This is a genomic window from Sphingopyxis sp. 550B (assembly GCF_057401805.1).
Window position 1 is genome coordinate 4,092,315 of the sequence record NZ_CM171610.1, and the last position, 17,371, is coordinate 4,109,685.

Below are 17,371 nucleotides of genomic sequence, written 5' to 3' on the forward strand. Positions count from 1 at the left end.
TGAACGCAAAATAAATGATGGGTGCGGCGCTCAGTTCTCCTTGTCCTTCGCCGCGACCACGCAACCCTTCGGCGGCTCGGCCGGCGCCGGGACGCGGCGCGCCGAGACGATCGTCACCATCGGATCGAGAATCTGGCCCTGCATCACCCCATCGCCCGCGGTCGGGGAGATGGGCGCGGCGAAGATCGCCTCCGCGACATCGGCGCCCGCGACCAGTTCGCCGAACACCGCGAATCCGGCATTGTCGCCGCCGAGCGCCGGGTCGGCATCGAAGCCCTTGATATCGGAGAGCAGCAGGAAGAAATCGCTCGTCGCATCGCCGGGGTTAAGCCGCGCCATCGAAAGCGCGCCCTTGCAGTTGGTGAGCCCCGTCGCGGTGGTCGGCTCGTGCGCGATCGGGGGGAAATTCCTGCGCGCGTCGCCGCGATTACCGCCCTGAATCAGCCGGTTCGTCGGCCCCCAGTTGCGCGTCGCGCGATAGAATTGGAAACCATCCATCCGCTTCGTGTCGACATAGCGGAGAAAATTGGCCGCGGTGACCGGCGCGCGCCGGTCCTCGATGCGCACGACGATCGTGCCGAGGTCGGTGACCAGCGCGACATAGGGGCGCGTGTCCGCCTCGACCGCCGGAGCGACGGCGGCGGGAACCGGCGGCGGGGGCGGCGGCAGTTGCGTCGCCTGCGGCGGAACGGTCTGGGCAGCCGCGGCGAGCGACAGGAGCAGCGTTTCGAACATCGGGGCATTCCTCTGGCGGGACTGTGGTCGCGGGCGAGGCTAGACGCTGATCGCCGCCGCGCCAAGCCGTCGCTGCGTGCTTTTGCGCGCCGTCACGGACGAGCCCCCTCCCGCAAGCGGGAGGGGTCGGGGATGGGCCAGCGGCGTTGCGATCGCCCCGCTCCGCATTTGCATGGTCTAGATGTGGAGCCATGGTTCGAGGGCCTGCTTTCGGTGCTCCGAGGTCGGATAGGCTCTGGCATATGCCCATTCGCGCAAGCTGATCTGGATGAAGCGTTCGGCCTTGCCGTTGGTCTTGGGCGTGTAGGGTCTGGTGCGGATATGCTTGAGGCCGAGCGCCTTGCAGGCGTCGCGGAAGGCGAAGCTTTTGTAGCATGCTCCGTTGTCGGTCATGACGCGGGTCACGGTGACGCCGAGGCTGCGGTAGTATTCGACGGCAGCATGGAGGAAGGCGGCGGCGCTTTCCTTCTTTTCGTCGGGCAGGACCTGGCTGAAGGCGATGCGCGAGGCATCGTCGATGCAGACGTGGACGAACTCCCAGCCGATGCCATAGCGTTGGCCGTCCCGGGTGCCGCGCTGGTTGGCCTGCCTGGTGCGATCGCCGGTGATGCGGTGGCCGACGCGCTCGAAGCGGCCGAGCTTCTTGATATCGATGTGGATGAGGTCTCCGGGGTGTTCGCGCTCGTAGCGGCGCACCGGCTCGGGCGGATCGAGGTCACGCATCCGGCTGAGGCGCGCCTTGCGCAGCAAGCGGCTGACAGTCGCTGGCGAGAGGCCGAGCGTGATGGCGACCTGCTTGCCGGTCATGCGCTGGCGGCGCAGGGCGATGACCTGATCGACCACGTCCGCAGACGCGGCACCGGGCATGGCGTGGGGCCGCGAGCTGCGGTCGGCGAGGCCGGCCTCGCCTTCGGTCCGATAGCGAGCCAGCCACTTGGCAACGGTTCGCTGCGAGACACCCAGGGCGGTCGCGACCGCCTTGGGTGTCTCGCGCAGCACCATCACGCGCCGCACGATCTCGGCTCGACTGTAGGGCGTGGTTCGGGCATTCCTGTGGATGTTCATCCGGTCGTCCTTCCAGAGCTGACGTGTCGCAACATCAGTCTGGTCCGGTCACGCCGGATGAACAACCTCCTGAAAGCTCACAGCTAGAGCGTGATGACATCGAATGGACTCGTCATTGCGAGCGACGAAGCCGCGCGGCAATCCAGAGCGTGCGGTAACCGCCCTGGATTGCTTCGCTCCGCTCGCAATGACGAAAGGGGTCAATCCAAAGTCATCAGAGTCTAGCCAGCAAGCCGGCAAGCCTCGCTGCCCCTCCCCCAAATGGGAGGGAGACCGGCGTCCTGACGCCCCACGAAAAAGGGGCCGCTTTCGCGGCCCCTTCATCATTCGCTGTCCGAAGGATCAGTCCTTCAGGAAGTCGGGCACATGGCCCTGGTCTTCCGGACCGTCGTCCGAGCGCTCGCGGCGCGGGCCGCGGTCGCCCCGGCCTTCACCGTCGCGGCGCGGACCGCGATCGCGGCCGCCCCGACCCCGGTCGCCGTCACGGCCCCGGTCTCCTCTGGGACCGCGATCGCCGCGGTCGCCGCGCGGTTCGCGCGCCGGGCGGGTATCTTCGAGTTCCTCGCCGCTTTCCTGATCGACGACGCGCATCGACAGGCGCACCTTGCCGCGCGGGTCGATCTCCAGCACCTTGACCTTGACCTCCTGCCCTTCAGACAGGACGTCGGAGACCTTCTCGACGCGTTCGTTCCGGATCTCCGAGACGTGGACGAGACCGTCCTTGCCGCCCATGAAGTTCACGAAGGCACCGAAATCGACGAGGTTGACGACCTTGCCGTTATAGATCTTGCCGACTTCGGGCTCCTCGACGATGCCGAGGATCCAGGCCTTGGCGGCCTCGATCTGCGCGGTGTCGGACGAGGCGATCTTGATAATGCCCTCGTCGTCGATGTCGACCTTGGCGCCGGTGGTCGCGACGATTTCGCGGATCACCTTGCCGCCGGTGCCGATGACGTCGCGAATCTTCGACTTGTCGATCGTGATCGTCTCGATGCGCGGCGCATGCGCCGACAGCTCGCTGCGGGTTTCGCCGAGCGCCTTGTTCATCTCGCCCAGGATATGCGCACGGCCTTCCTTGGCCTGCGCCAGCGCCTTTTCAAAGATTTCCTGCGTGATGCCGGCGATCTTGATGTCCATCTGCATCGTGGTGATGCCTTCGGACGTGCCCGCCACCTTGAAATCCATGTCGCCGAGATGATCCTCGTCGCCGAGGATGTCGGAAAGGATCGCGAAATCCTTGCCTTCGAGGATCAGGCCCATCGCGATGCCGCTGACCGGGCGCTTGATCGGCACGCCAGCGTCCATCAGCGACAGCGAACCGCCGCACACCGTCGCCATCGACGACGAGCCGTTCGATTCGGTGATGTCGCTGGTCAGGCGGATCGTGTAGGGGAAATCCTCCTTCGAGGGCAGCACCGGGTGCAGCGCGCGCCATGCGAGCTTGCCGTGGCCGATCTCGCGACGGCCCGGCGCCCCGAAGCGGCCGACTTCGCCGACCGAATAGGGCGGGAAGTTATAGTGGAGCATGAAATTCTGATACGACAGGCCGTTGAGCCCGTCGATCATCTGCTCGGCTTCCTTGGTGCCCAGGGTGCAGGTCGCGATCGTCTGCGTCTCGCCGCGGGTGAACAGCGCCGAACCGTGCGCGCGCGGCAGGAAATGCGTTTCCGCCTCGATCGGGCGAATCTGCGTCGTCGTGCGGCCGTCGATGCGCTTGCCTTCCTTGAGGATGGCGGTGCGGACGATCTCCGCTTCCAGCTTCTTGGTCAGCTTGATGCCGGCCATCACCGCCTGCGGGTCCAGCCCCTCGGCGACGAACATCTCCTTCGCCTTCGCGCGCGCTTCGTTGAGCGCGTTCGAGCGGGCCGACTTGTCGGTCAACTTGTAGGCGGCGGCGATATCCTTGCCGACCAGCTTCTTGATCTTGTCCTTGAGCGCGGCATTGTCGTCCGACGACGCCATTTCCCACGGATCCTTGGCGGCCTGCTCGGCGAGCTTGATGATCGCCTTGACGACCTCGCGGCACGCATCGTGCGCGAACATCACGGCGCCCAGCATCACCTCTTCCGACAGCTCGTTGGCTTCGGATTCGACCATCATCACCGCGTCGTGCGTCGCGGCGACGACGAGGTCGAGGTCGCCCTCGGCAACCTGCTCGTCGGTCGGGTTGAGAATATATTCGCCGTTCAGATAGCCGACGCGCGCGGCGCCGATCGGCCCCATGAAGGGCACGCCCGAAATGGTGAGCGCGGCCGAGGCGGCGACCATCGCGAGGATGTCGGGCTCGTTGTGGCCGTCATAGCTCAGCACCTGAGCGATGGCGTTGATCTCGTTATAGAAACCTTCGGGGAACAGCGGGCGGATCGGACGGTCGATCAGGCGGCTGACCAGCGTTTCCTTTTCGGTCGCGCCGCGCTCGCGCTTGAAGAAGCCGCCGGGGATGCGCCCCGCCGACGAAAATTTTTCCTGATAGTGGACAGTCAGCGGGAAGAAATCCTGCCCGTCCTTCACTGACTTGGCGGCGGTGACGGCGCAGAGCACGACCGTCTCGCCAAGGCTCGCCACGACGGCGCCATCGGCCTGGCGGGCAACCTTGCCCGTTTCGAGCGTCAGCGTTTCACCGCCCCACTCGATCGATACTTTTTTCACGTCAAACATTCGGTTTCCTTCGCCCGCCGGGCCCTATGCCGGGCGGGGCCTCTGTTTCCGGGCAATCCGGCCCGGGGCGGTGTAGGGCGTCTATCTGCCCTATGGCGGCCCCGCCGGATGCGGGAGCGGCCCTTGCGGTTCGCGAATTCCACGCGAACCAAAATGAAAGCGGCCCCGAACCCGGAGCCGCCCTCGCATTCCTATTTGCGCAGACCCAGCTTCGCGATGAGGTCCTGATAGCGGCCCTCGTCCTTGCGACGCAGATAGTCGAGCAGGCTGCGGCGCTTGTTGACCATCATCAGCAGCCCGCGGCGGCTGTGATTGTCCTTGTGATGCGCCTTGAAATGCTCGGTCAGCGTGTTGATGCGGTGGGTCAGGATCGCGACCTGCACCTCGGGCGAACCCGTATCGCCCTTTTCGCGGGCATGTTCCTGAATCAGTTCGGCCTTGCGTTCGGCGGTAATCGACATGTGTTACGTCCTTCGAACATCCTCATTACAGATTGAAGCCCCGCACGACCTTCAGCCTTCCGGCCAAAGCCTCTATCAACGCGACGGGCCGCTTCTCGCTGTCCCGTCCCCAATAGAGCCCGTCGTGCGCGCTTTCCCCGGTCCAGACACGACCCTGGCGGATCGCCCCTGCCGCTTCCGGGGAGAGGTCCAGAGCCGGGATGTCGACCAGCCCTGCCTCGAGCGGCAGAATCACATCTGATTGCGCGGCGCCTTGACCGAAAGCGTTCAATTTGTCCAGCGAAATCGCCTGCGCCAGCGTGAACGGCCCCGCCCGGGTACGGCGCAGCATGGCGACATGCCCGACGGTGCCGGCCGCGCGGGCGATGTCGCGCGCGAGGCTGCGGATATAGGTGCCCTTCGACACATGCGCGCTGAGAGTGATGGAGTTCAACCCCTCCCCCATCTCGTCACCCCGGACTTGATCCGGGGGCCATTCCTCTCGCACCGAACGAACGGATGCCGGATCAAGTCCGGCATTACGCAGGTTGTAGATGATCACCGCGCGCGCCTTCATGTCGACCGCCGCGCCCTTGCGGGCCAGGTCATAGGCGCGCTGCCCTTCCACCTTGATCGCCGAAAAGGCCGGCGGCACCTGCTCGATCGGCCCGGTGAAGCGCGGCAGCACCGCTTCGATGTCCGCCAGCGCTGGCCGGACGTCGCTCGTCGCGACGACCTCGCCCTCGGCATCGAGGCCCGCGGTCTCGGTTCCGAACGCGATGGTGAAATCATAGACCTTGCTCGCGTCGAGCATCCGCCCGCACAGCTTGGTCGCCTCCCCGAGCGCGATCGGCAACACCCCGGACGCCAGCGGGTCGAGCGTCCCGCCATGCCCCACCTTGACCTTGCCGAGCCCGCGTTCGCGGCACACGCGCTTGACCGCGGCGACCGCCTGGGTCGAGCCGAGGCCGATGGACTTGTCGAGGATGATCCAGCCGTTCATTCGCGCGCCGCTAGGGCGCGACGACGCGCCTTGTCAATTTCGCTTCAATTTCGCTTCAATTTCGCGTCACTTTTGTGGATCGGCCGCCGCCTTCTTCGCAGGCGGCGGCGCCGAGGTGACGAAGGAGTTGAGGCGGCAGCGTTCGCCGCGCACGATGAGCGTCGCGAACTTGTCGAGCCGCGACACGCCGCGCGCGTCGATCCCGATCGCCTGCGCGAAATCGAGGTCGCGGCACGGGCCGACGAAGCGTCCGTAGAACCATTCGCCGCGGTGCCCCTCGATCCAGATGCCGTCCTCGCCATCCGCCTGCCAGTTGCGGATCGTCGCGTCGCCGGGAAAGGCGATGCTCGATTCGACGCCCAGCGCGCGCGGCGCCTGTGCCGGTTCGTCGGCCGCCGCTGCCGAAAGGGGAAGCAGCAGGGCGGCCAGGGAGAGAGCGATTGTCCGTTTCATGCCGCGAATGATGGCACGGCGCGCCTGAACGCGGGCTGACCCACGGACAGCAAATTCCCGACCCCGGGATTGCGAGCGGAGCGAAGCAATCTCCAGCCTCCAGTCTTGCGCAGGACCGATGGCCGGGGATTGCTTTGTCGCCTGCCGTTCCTCGCAAGGACGAAGCGCTAGCGGCGCCAGTCCGCTTCGAGCAGCGACCACAGCCCCGTGTCGCGGACATGGCCGGTCCAGGTGACGCGCTCGGCGCGCAGCACGCCTTCCTTGCGCGCGCCGAGCTTCGCGACCGCCGCCTGGCTGCGCGCATTGCGCTCGTCGATACGGAATTCGATGCGGCGGATGCCGACCGCGAAGGCGTGGTCGATCATCAGCCGCTTGACCCGGCCATTCAGGCCGGTACCGCGCGCGTCGGGATGGATATAGCTGTTGCCGATCTCGACTGTCTGCGCCGAGGGGACCGGGCGCAGCCACGCGGTCATGCCGACCAGCCGGCCGTCCGCGACGATCGCATAGGGCATCCGTCCCTCGCCGCCGATCAGCGCGTCGAAGCTCGCATCGAAATGCGCGGGATCATAGCTGACCGAATAGATCGGCCAGATATCCGCGTCGGCGGCGCAGACCGCGCGGAGCGCCTCGCGGTGTCCCTCGGTCAGCCTGACGAGCGCGAGGGCGCCGTCGGCAAGTTCGGCATGGAGGCGGTCAAGCATCGGCGGGCGCCTTTACCTCCGCGGCCTCGCGCCGTTTCTGCATGAAATGCCGCCGGCACATCGCGACATAGCGGTCGTTGCCGCCGATCTCCGTCTGCGCGCCCTCGACCACCGCGCGGCCGTCGGCGTCGACGCGCAGGTTCATCGTCGCCTTGCGCCCGCACTCGCACACCGCCTTCAGTTCGATCAGCGCGTCGGCCAGCCCGAGCAGCGCCGCCGAGCCGGGGAAGAGGTTGGCGGCGAAATCGGTGCGCAGGCCATAGCAGAGCACCGGGATGATCGCCTCGTCAGCCAGCCGCGCGAGGTCGAGCACCTGCGCGCGCGACAGGAACTGCGCCTCGTCCACAAGCACGCAGGCGAGCGGGCGCTGGCGATTCTCCGCCTGCACCGCCGCCCACAAATCGCTGTCGGGATCGAACTTGCGGGCGTCGGCGAGCAGGCCGATGCGGCTGGTGATCTGCCCGGCGCCATAGCGGTCGTCGAGCGCCGCAGTCCACAGCATCGTCTCCATGCCGCGCTCGCGATAGTTGAAATCCGCTTGCAGCAGCGTCGTCGACTTGCCGGCGTTCATGCTGGCATAATAGAAATAGAGCTTGGCCATCAGCGCCTGTTATCGCGTGCGCGGCGCGGCGCAACGGGAATCAGGCGACGCCGAGCAGCGCGCGGAACCGCGCCGGCTGCGGCACCAGGTCGGTGAGCGTATAGCCGTCGAGATGCGCCAGGAACGCCGCCAGCGCTCCGCCTAGCGCATTCTGCAAACCGCACCCCCCGCACACCGGGCATGTCGAGGTCGCGGGGTCCATGCATTCGACCAGCCCCTCCAGATTTTCGAACTGGCGGACGACCGTGCCGACCCCGACGTCGTCGGCCCCGCGCGCGAGCGTCAGCCCGCCGCCGCGCCCGCGCTGCGCGCTGACATAGCCGAGCGCCTGCAGCCGCTGCGCGACCTTTGCGAGATGGTTGCGCGAAATGCCGTACTGGCCCGCGATCTCCTCGACCGACATCTGGCGCCCGGTGGCGGCGAGCGCCATCAGGATGCGCAGGGCGTAGTCGCTGTGCAGGCTCAGTCGCATGAATTAGGTATATTGAATATTGCTTTTCCGCTCAAGGTCGCTAAACAGGTATTTCAAATACCCAATTAGATCGAACCTCAGGATTTCGAACGAGCCATGGCAACGAGAACGGTGCAGGCCCACCCGCATGCGATCGCGGCGCGCGAGGAACGGCGCGCCGAAGCGCTGGCGATGGGAATCGATGAACCCTTCATCGCCGATCTGGTCGATCGCTTCTATGCCTCGGTGCGCGAGGATGCGGTGCTGGGCCCGATCTTCGACGCGCAGATTTCCGACTGGCCCGCGCACCTCGGCCAGATGAACCGCTTCTGGCAGTCGGTCCTGCTCAGCGCCGGCAATTTCACCGGCAACCCGATGATGAAGCATCTCGCGATCCCGACGATCGCGCAGGAGCATTTCCAGCAGTGGCTCGCGCTCTTCTACCGGACGCTGCACGCGATCGCGCCGACCCCCGAAGCGGCCCGCCATATCGGCGGCAAGGCGCGGATGATCGCCGAGAGCCTGCTCACCGGCATCTGGGTCCATCGCGACCGAGAAGACCCGCTCGCCAAGAAAGTGGAACTGCCCCATGTCTCATCCGTCCTCTGACCTGCCTGCGGCATCGCAGCCGCCCTACATCGCCAACGACCCGCACGAGACGAGCGGGGTCCAGGCCGGCTTCCAGCTTCCGCGCTGGATATGGCATTCGATGTTCGCCTTCTACGCGATCTTCTTCATCGCCGTCGCCGCGGCGACGGGGCGCGACACCGCAACGGTGATGATGCTCGTCATCTCGCTGCTCTACATGCTGATGTTCTTCGGTACCGCTGGCCTCCTCCACAAGCAGAAGGGACGCGAGCACGACTCGCCGCTCGATCGCGCCGGCGGCCTACTCGAAACCTGGACGGGGCCGATGGACGCGCGCACCGTCGCCGCGCAGATCCTTGCGGTTCCGGCGGGCTTCGCTTTCCTCGGTATCGTCGTCTTCCTCGCCCGCGCCTCGGCCGGTTTCTGATCGTGGCGCCGATCGCGGAGCGCGGGCCGCCGCTTCCCTCCGGCGCCCGCGCGTATCGCACCATCGGGCCGTTCGGGGCCGATACCATTCCCACCGGTTTGCTCAGCCGCCATACGCTCAAGGAAGGGGCTTGGGGATTGCTGTCGGTCATCGCCGGATCGATCCGTTTCTATTGGGACGATGAAGCCGGGGGCCATCGCCTGCTGAAATCCGGCGACACCATGCTGATCCCCCCGCACGTTCCGCATCATCTGGAACGGCGCGGGTCGGTGACGATCGAAATCGCCTTTTGCGCTGCCGCGTCCGCGGCTTGACTCGCCGCCATCGCCTGTCATGCTGCGCACAAAAGATGCAGCATGTTGGGGAGAGAGCTGCCTATGCGTCTGATGCCGATCAGCGATGCGATGTTCCTGGTGGGGGAAAGTCGCGAGATGCCGATGCATATCGGCGGCATCAACCTCTATACATTGCCCGATGACGTCGACGAGACCGAATGGCTGAACGAGCAGCTCGCGCTGCTGCGACAGCCAGAAGGACTGAGGCGCCCGTTCAGCGAGGTCCTGAAGCTGACGCCGCTCGGCCAATATGGCCCGATCCGGCTCGAACCCGACCGCGACATCGACATGCACTATCACGTCCGCGCCGCGGCGCTGCCCAGGCCGGGGCGCTATCGCGAGATGTTCGAGCTCGCTTCACGCCTCCATTCGGGGCTGCTCGACCGCACCCGCCCCCTGTGGGAGATGACGCTGATCTCGGGCCTGCCGAACCGGCAGATCGCGACCTTCAAGAAAATCCACCACGCGCTGATGGACGGCGCGGCGAGCATCCATTTTTACAATTCGATGCTGACCCCCGACCAGAACGAGCGGCGCACCGCGTCGCCGCTGTCGGTCGAGGCCTATGAAGCCTACAAGCGCAAATTCCCGATGCCGAAGAAGCCGCCAAGGCCCAGCCTGACCGACATCACCGCGATCGGCGATTTCCTAAAGGAACAATGGGGCAACAGCGTCGGGGTGACCAGGGCGCTCAACCAATATGTCGCCGCGATGTTCGGCATCGGCGGCGACGGTCTCGCCACCCCCTTCGCCGGCGTCCCGCGCACCAGCTTCAACCGCAACATCACCGGCGCGCGGCGCTTCGTCGCGCAGAGCTGGTCGCTCGACCGGGTGCGCGCGCTGGGCAAGGCCTATGACGGGACGATCAACGACGCGGTGCTCGGCATGTGCGCGGGGGCGATGCGCAAATATCTCCAGTCGCTGAACGAGCTTCCCGACAAGCCGCTGAAAGCGATGGCGCCGGTGTCGATCCGCCCCAAGGACGACATCGATTCGGGCAATTCGGTCGCCTCGGTCACCGCCAATCTGGCGACGCACATCGACGATCCCGCGGCGCGGATGGCGGCGATTCAGGAATCGATGAATTCGGCGAAGGCCCAGCTTCGCGCGATGACCGCGGCGCAGATCCAGCTCTATACCGCGATCACCAGCTTTCCGATGATGCTGACCGCGCTGACGCGCACAGCCGACAAATTCCCCGCCTACTCCGCGACCATCTCCAACGTGCCGGGGCCGCGCGAGCAGATGTACTGGAACGGCGCGCGGCTCGACGGCATGTATCCCGCGAGCATCCCGGTCGACGGCATGGCGATGAACATCACCCAGGTGTCGAATTTCAGGAATATCGACTTCGGCATCACCGCCTGCCGCCGCAGCGTCCCGCACGCGCAGCGGATGATCGACTATCTGGAAGAGGCGCTGGTTGAACTGGAGGAAGCGGCAGGAATCCGGAAGGGGAAGAAATAGCCTTCGCCCCCAACCTTCGCGGGGACGGCGGTGGTTATTCGGCCTCGGACTCGCCCAGATCGCGCGCCACCTTCGGGTCGCGCAGCAGCTTGTCGATGTGGCTCGCCTCGTCGAAGCTTTCGTCGGGCAGGAATTTCAGCTTCGCGGCATATTTCATGCGGATGCGGTGCGCGACCTCGCGCTGGAGATAGGCGGTGTTGGTGCGCAGCGCCCGCAGCACCGCCTCTTCGTCGCGGCCGAGCAGCGGCTTCACGAACACCGTGGCATGGCGCAGGTCGGGCGACATGCGCACTTCGGTGATGCTCACCGGATGGCTCGCGAGCACATCGTCGTGCACGTCGCCGCGCTGAAGGATTTCGCTGAGCACATGCCGCACCTGCTCGCCGACGCGCAGCACGCGGACCGAAGGACCGGACGGGGCTTCGCTATGACGCATTTCGATCAAATTCCATGATGCGCGCACTCGACGTCGCGCGGGCCAGAAGCTCGCCCTTCTCGTCGAAGAGTTCGGCTTCCAGAAAAGCGACCGATCGGCCGCGACCGACGACGCGCCCCTTGCCGATGACCCGGCCGGGCATCACCGGCTTGAGGAAGCTGACATTGAGGTCGATCGACGCCGGAACCTCGGTGCCGCCGGTCATGCTGACCAGCGCCGGTCCCATCGTGTCGTCGAGCATCGCCGCGACGAAGCCGCCCTGCACCGTCCCGCGCGGGTTGAGCATCTGCGCGGTCGGGTGAAAGGCGATCTCGATCCGCCCTTCGCCCGGATAGTCCGCGATCAGTTCCCAACCGAGAAGCTGCGCGCAGGGCGGCGCCGGAAACCGGCTGAAAAAACTCTCAGCCATGGGTCGGTCCCCTTACAGCGTCCGTTCGCGTTCCTCGACCTCGAAGACTTCGAGGTGATCGCCCGGCTTGATGTCGTTGGTGTCGGCCAGCACCACGCCGCACTCCAAGCCGGCGCGCACTTCGGCGACGTCGTCCTTGAACCGGCGCAGCGAGGCGATCGTCGTCGCCGAGACGATGACGTCTTCGCGGGTGAGACGCGCGTGGAGCCCCTTGCGGATGCTGCCTTCGAGCACCAGCAGGCCCGCCGCTTTGTCGCGCTTGCCGGCCGGGAAGACTTCCTTGACCTCGGCGCGGCCGACGACGGTCTCGACGCGTTCGGGACCCAACTCGCCCGCCATCTCCTTCGCGACTTCCTCGGTCAGGTGATAGATGACGTCATAGTAGAGGAAGCGCACTTTCTCGCGGTTCGCGATCTCGCGCGCCTTGGCGTTCGGACGGACGTTGAAGCCGATGATCGGCGCGCCGGTCGAGGCGGCGAGCGTCACGTCGCTTTCAGTGATCGCGCCGGCACCCGAATGGAGCACCCGGACGCGGATCTCGTCGGTCGACAGCTTGTTGAGCGCGTTGACGATCGCCTCGACGCTGCCCTGCACGTCGGCCTTGATGACCACCGGATATTCGATGACCTTGGCCTTGTCGGCGAGCGCCGAGAACATGCCTTCGAGGCTGACCGGCGCCTGCGCGGTCCGCTTGCGGAGCGCCTGTTCCTGGCGATAGGCGGCGACCTCGCGGGCGCGTGCCTCATTCTCGACCACGGTCAGCGTGTCGCCCGCCATCGGGACGCCGCCGAGGCCGAGGACCTCGACCGGCATCGACGGGCCGGCCTGCTTGATCTGCTTGCCATGATCGTCGACCAGCGCGCGGACGCGGCCGCTTTCGGCGCCGCAGACGAACACGTCGCCGACCTTGAGCGTGCCGCGGCGAACGAGCACCGTCGCGACCGGGCCGCGGCCCTTGTCGAGCTTCGCCTCGACTACCGTGCCCTCTGCAGCGCGATCAGGGTTCGCCTTCAGCTCCATGATCTCGGCCTGCAGCGCGATCGCGTCGAGCAGTTTGTCGAGATTGATCTTCTTGAGCGCCGACACCTCGACGTTCTGGACGTCGCCGCCCATTTCCTCGACCACCAGCTCATGTTCGAGCAGGCGCTCGCGCACGCGCTGCGGGTTGGCGCCGTCCTTGTCGACCTTGTTGATCGCGACAATGATCGGCACGCCGGCCGCCTTCGCATGGTTGATCGCCTCGATCGACTGCGGCTTGAGCCCGTCGTCGGCAGCAACCACCAGGATGACGATGTCGGTGACGTTCGCCCCGCGCGCGCGCATCTCGGTAAAGGCCTCGTGGCCCGGCGTGTCCAAGAAGGTGACCATCGACCCGTCGGGAGTCTTCACCTGATAGGCGCCGATATGCTGGGTGATGCCGCCGGCCTCGCCCGCCTGCACGTTCGCGCCGCGCAGCGCGTCGAGCAGGCTCGTCTTGCCGTGATCGACGTGGCCCATGATCGTCACCACCGGCGCGCGCGCCTTCATCTGCTCGGGCGAATCGACATCCTCTTCGGTGCGGATGTCGACATCGGCCTCGCTGACGCGCTTGATCTCGTGCCCGAACTCGGTGACGAGCAGTTCGGCGGTGTCCTGGTCGATCGTCTGGTTGACCGTGACCATCATGCCCATCTTGAACAGCGCCTTGACGAGGTCGGCACCCTTTTCGGCCATGCGGTTGGCAAGTTCCTGCACCGTGATCGTATCGGGCACGACGACTTCGCGGACCTGCTTCTCGCGCGGCCCGGAGGACGGCCTCATGTGCGCGCGCTTTTCCTTTTCGCGGGCGCGCTTGAGCGCCGCGAGGCTGCGCGCGCGCGCGCCCTCGTCGTCGTTGAGCGCGCGGGTGACGGTCAGCTTGCCCGACTGGCGGCGGTGGTCGCCGCGGCGCTCGGTCTTGGGCTCGGGACGCTTCGGCTCCGGACGCTTGGTCTCGACCGGAGTAAAGCGGCGCGGCGCCGGAGCGCTCGCCGGCGCGGCACGGGTGGTTTCCTCCGCCTTTGCGGCAGGCGCGGGCGCGGCGGGCGCTTCCTCGGCCGGCGCGGGCGCCGGAGCGGCGGTCTCCACGACTTCGGCGGCCTTCGCCTTTTCCTCGCGCGCTTCGACGCGGGCCTTTTCCTCCTCGATCGCGCGGGCGCGCGCCGCTTCTTCGCGGTGACGCGCGTCCTCAAGCGCCGCGAGGCGCGCCTCTTCGGCCTCGCGCAGCAGCTGCGCCTGGCGCTCCTGGCGCGTCATCAGGCTGTCGACCTTCGACGCGGTGGGCTTGGGCGCCGGGGCGGGCGCGGCGGGCTTGGGCGCGGGAGCCGGAGCGGCCTTCGCCTCTTCGACCTCGGGCGCCGGAGCGGCTTCGCCCGGACGACCGATCACGCGGCGGCGCTTCACCTCGACCACCACCGTGTTGCGGCGGCCGTGGCTGAACTGCTGCTGCACCTGTCCGGCCTCGACCGTCCGCTTGAGCCCAAGCGGCTTGCGGGTCAGAGTCGGCTTGTCCTGTTCGTCACTCATCGAAACGTCATATTCCTTCAAAAGGCGTCCGAAACGGCAGAATCCGTCGACGCCGCCCCAGCCCCCGCATCGCGGGAATCCGCATCCGGGCCACGGTTCGCCGCGTCCCTAAACCATCCGGTGAAAAACTGCCAGCGGCTCAAATGCGCCAACACCCGGTCCGTGGCGCGGGCGTCCGTCAGCGCCAGATGCACCGCATTGTCGCGCCCCAATGCCATAGATAGGGCGTCCCGGTCCACCGGCAAGACCATACCCTGCCGGCCCGAGCCTTCGTCGTCGGTGCCGACGCGCCATGCCTGCGCCAGTTTGCGGCGCCCGTCCTCGCCGGCATCGCGGGCGTGGAGCAGCAGGCGCACCTGCCCGCGTCGCGCCACTTCCTCGATACGGTCGCTGCCGAGGATCAGCGTGCCCGCGCGCGCTTCGAGCCCCAACCGGTCGAGCGCCGCGCGGCGAAGCTGCGCCTCGATCCGCGCACCGAGATCGTCGGGGATCGTGAAATCCTTCGCATGCAGCGCCCGCGCGAGCCCGCCCCGGAGCTTGCCCTTCGCCTGCGCGGTTTCGAGGTCGGCGCGCGGCACGCCGATCCACGCGCCGCGTCCCGGTGCCTTGCCCAGCACGTCGGGCGCGATGACGCCGTCGGGCCCGAGCGCAAGGCGCACGAGCCCTTCAGCCGGCGCCACCGCGCCGGTCACCACACAGCGCCGCTCGGGCGCATGGTCGCCGCGCCTGCCCGCGCGGTCGGTTCGGCCTAGCTGATCATTGCGCGGGGTCCGCATCGGCGGCCTCCCCGGCTTGCGACGCGACTTCCGCCTCAGGCGCCGGCTCGTCGTCGAACCAGTGTGCGCGCGCCGCCATGATGATCTCGTTGCCCTGCTCTTCCGACAGGCCGTATTCGCCGAGAACGCCGCCGCGATCCTCTGCGCGCTCGGCGCGCTCGCGCGACGGGCCGCGCCGGTTGTCGCTGCGCTTCTTCGCGATCAGTTCGTCGGTCGCGAGGTCGGCGAGGTCGTCGAGCGTCTTGATCCCCGCCTTGCCGAGCGTGACGAGCATCGCCTCGGTCAGGTGCGGAATCTCGGCCAGCGCATCCTCGACGCCGAGTTCGCGGCGTTCGGCGCGCGCGGCCTCCTCGCGGCGTTCGAGCGCCTCGGTCGCGCGGCTCTGCAATTCCTCGGCCAGTTCCTCGTCGAAACCCTCGATGCCCGCCAGTTCCTCGAGCGGAACATAGGCGACCTCTTCGAGTTCTCCGAAGCCCTCGGCAACGAGGAGCTGCGCGAGCGTCTCGTCGACGTCGAGTTCTTCCTGGAACATCGTCGAGCGCTCGATGAACTCGCGCTGGCGCTTCTCGCTCGCGTCGGCCTCGGTCATGATGTCGATCTGCTTGGCGGTGAGCTGGCTCGCGAGACGGACGTTCTGGCCGCGCCGCCCGATGGCGAGCGAAAGCTGGTCGTCGGGAACGACGACCTCGATACGGCCGTCATCCTCGTCGATCACGACGCGCTGCACCGTCGCGGGCTGGAGCGCATTGACGACGAAGGTCGCGGTGTCCTCCGACCAGGGAATGATGTCGATCTTCTCGCCCTGCATCTCCTGCACCACCGCCTGGACGCGGCTGCCCTTCATGCCGACACAGGCGCCGACGGGGTCGATGCTGCCGTCGTAGCTGATGACGCCGATCTTGGCGCGGCTGCCCGGATCGCGCGCCGCCGCCTTGATCTCGATGATGCCGTCGTAGATTTCGGGGACTTCCTGCGCGAACAGCTTCTTCATGAAGTCGGGGTGCGCGCGGGACAGGAAGATCTGCGGCCCGCGGTTCTCGCGGCGCACCGACAGGATCAGCGCGCGGACGCGGTCGCCGACGCGCATCAATTCGCGCGGGATCTGCTGGTCGCGGCGGATCACGCCCTCGGCGCGGCCGAGGTTGACGACGATGTGGCCGAACTCGACCGACTTGACGACGCCGGTGATGATCTCGCCCGCACGGTCCTTGAACTCTTCATACTGGCGCTCGCGATCGGCTTCGCGCACCTTCTGGAAGATGACCTGCTTCGCCGACTGCGCATCGATGCGGCCGAGATCGACCGCGGGCAGTGGATCGACGATGAAATCGCCGATCTTCGCATCCTTCTGAAGCTTCTGCGCGGCGGCAAGGTCGACCTGCTTGAAATAGTCGTCGACCGTCTCGACCACCTCGACGACGCGCCACAGACGAAGATCGCCGGTCTGCGGGTCGAGCTTGGCACGAATGTCATTCTCGGCGCCGTAGCGGGCGCGCGCAGCACGCTGGATCGCTTCCTCGATCGCCTCGATGACGATCCCCTTGTCGATCATCTTCTCGCTGGCGACGCTGTTGGCGATCGCAAGCAGTTCGGCCTTGTTGGCGGAAATGGCAGTGGCCATCAGTCCTGTCCTTCTTCTTCCATTTCGTCGGCGCCCTCGGTAGAGAGCGGAACGGTTGCGGCAATCAATCTGTCGGTGAGCACCAGCTTCGCCGTGTCGATCGCGTCGAACGGCAGGCGATGCTCGACCTCTTCCTTGTCCACTATCGTCACGACATCGCCGTCAATGCCGACCAGCGTGCCGTTGAAGCGCTGGCGCCCGTCGCGCTTTTCCTTGAGCGCAATCTTCACCTCGTGCCCCGCCCAGTCGGCGAAGTCGGCGGGTCGCGTCAGCGGCCGGTCGATGCCGGGCGACGATACCTCGAGCCGATAGGCGCCGTCGATCGGGTCCTTCCCCGCTTCCTCCAGCGCGTCGAGCCGGTCGGAGATGCGGCGCGACAGGTCGGCGCAGTCGTCGATGGTGAGCTGGCGCGTGTCGGGCCGCTCGGCCATCACCTGCAGCGTCGGGTCGCTCTCGCCGCCGAAGAAGGCGACGCGCACGAGCGCGAGGCCCATCGCCTCGGCTTCGGGCGCGATGATCGCGTTGAGGGCGTCGAAATCGACCAATTGATGATCCCAAACCGGACGACCGGAAAACCCATGCGGGAAAAGCCGTCGCGGCCCGCGGCCCCGACGTCCCAACTGGCTAACCATGTCAAGAAGTGGGCTGCATATAGGCC

Annotated in this window: 18 protein-coding genes and 1 pseudogene; 4 read left to right on the forward strand and 15 right to left on the reverse strand. The window is 66.8% G+C overall.

Annotated elements, in window-relative coordinates; genetic code table 11:
* Nucleotides 1-30: 30 nt before the first annotated feature.
* The 9 genes and pseudogenes from AC2S9W_RS19030 to AC2S9W_RS19070 form a co-directional block, all read right to left on the reverse strand.
* Entirely contained in the window at nt 31-735 is a 705-nt protein-coding gene (locus AC2S9W_RS19030; RefSeq protein ID WP_076076538.1) for a peptidylprolyl isomerase, read from the reverse strand.
* Between the two features lie 183 nt (nt 736-918).
* Nucleotides 919-1,800, reverse strand: a pseudogene (locus AC2S9W_RS19035) (IS481 family transposase); the annotation flags it as partial.
* Between the two features lie 342 nt (nt 1,801-2,142).
* Nucleotides 2,143-4,458 (reverse strand): polyribonucleotide nucleotidyltransferase, encoded by a 2,316-nt coding sequence (gene pnp, locus AC2S9W_RS19040; protein ID WP_076076541.1) that lies wholly within the window; start codon nt 4,456-4,458, stop codon nt 2,143-2,145.
* A 191-nt stretch (nt 4,459-4,649) separates the two neighbouring features.
* A complete protein-coding gene (rpsO, locus tag AC2S9W_RS19045) occupies nt 4,650-4,919 on the reverse strand; it encodes a 30S ribosomal protein S15 (protein ID WP_067185645.1) in 270 nt (89 codons plus the stop codon).
* Between the two features lie 25 nt (nt 4,920-4,944).
* On the reverse strand, nt 4,945-5,901 hold the full coding sequence (truB, locus tag AC2S9W_RS19050; RefSeq protein ID WP_104959807.1) for a tRNA pseudouridine(55) synthase TruB: 957 nt from the start codon (nt 5,899-5,901) through the stop codon (nt 4,945-4,947).
* Nucleotides 5,902-5,967: 66 nt separating this feature from the next.
* Nucleotides 5,968-6,354, reverse strand: coding sequence for a DUF6491 family protein (locus AC2S9W_RS19055; RefSeq protein ID WP_234002456.1), 387 nt, complete (start codon nt 6,352-6,354; stop codon nt 5,968-5,970).
* A 167-nt stretch (nt 6,355-6,521) separates the two neighbouring features.
* On the reverse strand, nt 6,522-7,058 hold the full coding sequence (locus AC2S9W_RS19060) for a GNAT family N-acetyltransferase (protein WP_067185650.1): 537 nt from the start codon (nt 7,056-7,058) through the stop codon (nt 6,522-6,524).
* Nucleotides 7,051-7,659 carry a thymidine kinase gene (locus AC2S9W_RS19065; RefSeq protein WP_067108024.1) on the reverse strand — a complete coding sequence of 203 codons (609 nt, stop codon included), beginning with the start codon at nt 7,657-7,659 and terminating at the stop codon, nt 7,051-7,053. Before AC2S9W_RS19065 ends, AC2S9W_RS19060 begins: the two co-directional genes overlap by 8 nt.
* Nucleotides 7,660-7,699: 40 nt before the next feature.
* Nucleotides 7,700-8,131: an RrF2 family transcriptional regulator gene (locus tag AC2S9W_RS19070; protein WP_424538469.1), complete on the reverse strand. Its 432-nt coding sequence runs from the start codon at nt 8,129-8,131 to the stop codon at nt 7,700-7,702.
* Between the two features lie 96 nt (nt 8,132-8,227).
* Between AC2S9W_RS19070 and AC2S9W_RS19075 the strand changes: the two genes are divergently transcribed.
* From AC2S9W_RS19075 to AC2S9W_RS19090, 4 genes are all read left to right on the forward strand, one after another.
* Nucleotides 8,228-8,719 (forward strand): group III truncated hemoglobin, encoded by a 492-nt coding sequence (locus tag AC2S9W_RS19075; RefSeq protein WP_067108018.1) that lies wholly within the window; start codon nt 8,228-8,230, stop codon nt 8,717-8,719.
* Entirely contained in the window at nt 8,700-9,125 is a 426-nt protein-coding gene (locus tag AC2S9W_RS19080) for a hypothetical protein (protein ID WP_067185658.1), read from the forward strand. The genes AC2S9W_RS19075 and AC2S9W_RS19080 overlap by 20 nt, the downstream gene beginning before the upstream one ends.
* Nucleotides 9,126-9,127: 2 nt before the next feature.
* A complete protein-coding gene (locus tag AC2S9W_RS19085) occupies nt 9,128-9,439 on the forward strand; it encodes a TehB-like domain-containing protein (RefSeq protein WP_475282805.1) in 312 nt (103 codons plus the stop codon).
* A 63-nt stretch (nt 9,440-9,502) separates the two neighbouring features.
* Complete coding sequence (locus tag AC2S9W_RS19090; protein WP_475282806.1) at nt 9,503-10,927, forward strand: WS/DGAT/MGAT family O-acyltransferase; 1,425 nt, start codon at nt 9,503-9,505, stop codon at nt 10,925-10,927.
* 34 nt (nt 10,928-10,961) lie between these two features.
* On the opposite strand, the gene rbfA is transcribed toward AC2S9W_RS19090, so the two are convergent.
* From rbfA to rimP, 6 genes are read right to left on the reverse strand one after another with little or no spacing between them, the layout of a single operon-like run.
* Nucleotides 10,962-11,363, reverse strand: coding sequence for a 30S ribosome-binding factor RbfA (rbfA, locus tag AC2S9W_RS19095; RefSeq protein WP_475282807.1), 402 nt, complete (start codon nt 11,361-11,363; stop codon nt 10,962-10,964).
* On the reverse strand, nt 11,353-11,772 hold the full coding sequence (locus AC2S9W_RS19100) for a PaaI family thioesterase (protein WP_067108002.1): 420 nt from the start codon (nt 11,770-11,772) through the stop codon (nt 11,353-11,355). Before AC2S9W_RS19100 ends, rbfA begins: the two co-directional genes overlap by 11 nt.
* A gap of 12 nt (nt 11,773-11,784) precedes the next feature.
* Nucleotides 11,785-14,316, reverse strand: a complete 2,532-nt coding sequence (infB, locus tag AC2S9W_RS19105; RefSeq protein ID WP_486571422.1) for a translation initiation factor IF-2 — start codon at nt 14,314-14,316, stop codon at nt 11,785-11,787.
* 17 nt (nt 14,317-14,333) lie between these two features.
* The gene (locus AC2S9W_RS19110) at nt 14,334-15,092 is read right to left on the reverse strand and encodes a DUF448 domain-containing protein (protein WP_083675142.1); all 759 of its coding nucleotides are present in this window, start codon (nt 15,090-15,092) and stop codon (nt 14,334-14,336) included.
* A complete protein-coding gene (gene nusA / locus AC2S9W_RS19115; RefSeq protein ID WP_067107994.1) occupies nt 15,073-16,713 on the reverse strand; it encodes a transcription termination factor NusA in 1,641 nt (546 codons plus the stop codon). Before nusA ends, AC2S9W_RS19110 begins: the two co-directional genes overlap by 20 nt.
* The gene (gene rimP, locus AC2S9W_RS19120; RefSeq protein ID WP_076076569.1) at nt 16,713-17,258 is read right to left on the reverse strand and encodes a ribosome maturation protein RimP; all 546 of its coding nucleotides are present in this window, start codon (nt 17,256-17,258) and stop codon (nt 16,713-16,715) included. Before rimP ends, nusA begins: the two co-directional genes overlap by 1 nt.
* Between the last annotated feature and the right edge of the window lie 113 nt (nt 17,259-17,371).

What these genes read in the sequence shown, in the direction of transcription:
- AC2S9W_RS19080 (WP_067185658.1), top strand. Translation starts at nt 8,700, where the DNA reads ATGTCTCATCCGTCCTCTGACCTGCCTGCGGCATCGCAGCCGCCCTAC.
- nusA (WP_067107994.1), bottom strand. Translation starts at nt 16,713, where the DNA reads ATGGCCACTGCCATTTCCGCCAACAAGGCCGAACTGCTTGCGATCGCC.
- infB (WP_486571422.1), bottom strand. Translation starts at nt 14,316, where the DNA reads ATGAGTGACGAACAGGACAAGCCGACTCTGACCCGCAAGCCGCTTGGG.
- rpsO (WP_067185645.1), bottom strand. Translation starts at nt 4,919, where the DNA reads ATGTCGATTACCGCCGAACGCAAGGCCGAACTGATTCAGGAACATGCC.
- rbfA (WP_475282807.1), bottom strand. Translation starts at nt 11,363, where the DNA reads ATGCGTCATAGCGAAGCCCCGTCCGGTCCTTCGGTCCGCGTGCTGCGC.
- AC2S9W_RS19055 (WP_234002456.1), bottom strand. Translation starts at nt 6,354, where the DNA reads ATGAAACGGACAATCGCTCTCTCCCTGGCCGCCCTGCTGCTTCCCCTT.
- AC2S9W_RS19090 (WP_475282806.1), top strand. Translation starts at nt 9,503, where the DNA reads ATGCGTCTGATGCCGATCAGCGATGCGATGTTCCTGGTGGGGGAAAGT.
- AC2S9W_RS19070 (WP_424538469.1), bottom strand. Translation starts at nt 8,131, where the DNA reads ATGCGACTGAGCCTGCACAGCGACTACGCCCTGCGCATCCTGATGGCG.
- AC2S9W_RS19100 (WP_067108002.1), bottom strand. Translation starts at nt 11,772, where the DNA reads ATGGCTGAGAGTTTTTTCAGCCGGTTTCCGGCGCCGCCCTGCGCGCAG.
- AC2S9W_RS19030 (WP_076076538.1), bottom strand. Translation starts at nt 735, where the DNA reads ATGTTCGAAACGCTGCTCCTGTCGCTCGCCGCGGCTGCCCAGACCGTT.
- AC2S9W_RS19065 (WP_067108024.1), bottom strand. Translation starts at nt 7,659, where the DNA reads ATGGCCAAGCTCTATTTCTATTATGCCAGCATGAACGCCGGCAAGTCG.
- AC2S9W_RS19075 (WP_067108018.1), top strand. Translation starts at nt 8,228, where the DNA reads ATGGCAACGAGAACGGTGCAGGCCCACCCGCATGCGATCGCGGCGCGC.
- truB (WP_104959807.1), bottom strand. Translation starts at nt 5,901, where the DNA reads ATGAACGGCTGGATCATCCTCGACAAGTCCATCGGCCTCGGCTCGACC.
- pnp (WP_076076541.1), bottom strand. Translation starts at nt 4,458, where the DNA reads ATGTTTGACGTGAAAAAAGTATCGATCGAGTGGGGCGGTGAAACGCTG.
- AC2S9W_RS19110 (WP_083675142.1), bottom strand. Translation starts at nt 15,092, where the DNA reads ATGCGGACCCCGCGCAATGATCAGCTAGGCCGAACCGACCGCGCGGGC.
- AC2S9W_RS19060 (WP_067185650.1), bottom strand. Translation starts at nt 7,058, where the DNA reads ATGCTTGACCGCCTCCATGCCGAACTTGCCGACGGCGCCCTCGCGCTC.